The 1,209-nt window shown below is 68.3% G+C and carries 2 pseudogenes; both read left to right on the top strand.

Annotation, left to right across the window (positions count from 1 at the left end):
- A pseudogene (locus tag H926_RS0120270) lies at positions 1-910 on the top strand (hypothetical protein); the annotation flags it as partial.
- Positions 907-1,209 (top strand): annotated as a pseudogene (locus tag H926_RS29295) (peptidase S10); the annotation flags it as partial. The pseudogenes H926_RS0120270 and H926_RS29295, both read left to right, overlap by 4 nt.

Raw genomic sequence — 1,209 nt, 5'->3', positions numbered from 1 at the left:
GCCGCTGGGCCACTGGCCGGCGACAGGCACGCGCGACGGCTTTGCCGGGACCTGGCTGGGCCAGCCGGTGTTCGATGTGCCCACGGCGCTGGCGCGGGCCGGGGCGGCGCACCGCTATCTGCAAGGGTATTTCCCCCACCTGAAAGGCCAGCGCGCCTATCGCATCTTCGTGCAGTTCCGCGACGCGGCGCCCTATGGCGGTGGCACCGCGCTGGATCAGTCGTTCATGCTCTCGCGCGGTCCGCTGACGCCGGGTGAACAGAGCGAAATGCCCAGTTCCCTGTTCTTTCACGAGATGATCCACCAGTGGACCGGCCAGATCGACGCACCCAGCGGCATTTCCAGCTGGTTTTCCGAAGGGCTGACCACCTATTACGAAGACGATCTGCAATGGCGCGGCGGCTTTGAAAGCGCCGATGCCTATCTCGCGGCGGTCAACCAGCTGGCGCGGCGCTACTTCACCAGCAAGGCGCGCAACATGGCGGCGGCCGATGTGGTCAAGATCGGCTTTGGCGATGAAGAGGTGCGCCACATCGTCTATTACCGCGCGGCGATGTATTTCCACGATCTGGACGCGCGCATCCGCGCCCATAGCCAGGGCCAGCGCACGCTCGAAAGCGTGCTGTTCCCGCTGTTCCTGTCGCGCGAGCAGGGCGTGCGGTTCGATACCGAGGCCTGGCTGGCGGCGATCGTGCGCGAGCTGGGCGACGAGGGCGAGCGCGATCGCTTCAAGCGCCTGATCCTGGATGGCACGGACACGCTCGATCCGCTCCCCGATGCCTTTGGCCCGTGCTTTGCCCGCGTGGCGGCGCAGTGGGATACGCCCCATGGGCATGTCGATGGCTGGCAGTGGCAACGGGCTGCGCCAGTGGGGCAACGGGCTGCGCCACCCGCCGGGGCATGCTGGTGAACCGGGCGGCCCTGGCGCTGGCGCCACTGCTGCTGGCCGGCGCGCAGCCCGCGCCAGACGGCCCGATTGCCCCGGCGACGAGCCATCACGCCCTGGCCACGCCCGCCGGGCGGCTGGACTATGACGCCGTGTTCGAGCAGCAGGTGCTGAGCGGACCGGATGGGCAACCGGCGGCCACGATTTCCACGATTGCCTATCTGCGCAGCGGCACGGCCGATGCCATGCGGCCGGTGATCTTTGCGTTCAACGGCGGGCCAGGGGCTTCCTCTTCCCCGTTGCATATCGACGCCATGGGGCCG

It is taken from the genome of Novosphingobium sp. B-7 (genome assembly GCF_000410615.1).
In the GTDB taxonomy this organism is placed as follows: Bacteria; Pseudomonadota; Alphaproteobacteria; order Sphingomonadales; family Sphingomonadaceae; genus Novosphingobium; species Novosphingobium capsulatum.
This window is presented reverse-complemented; position numbering and strand designations above follow the sequence as displayed.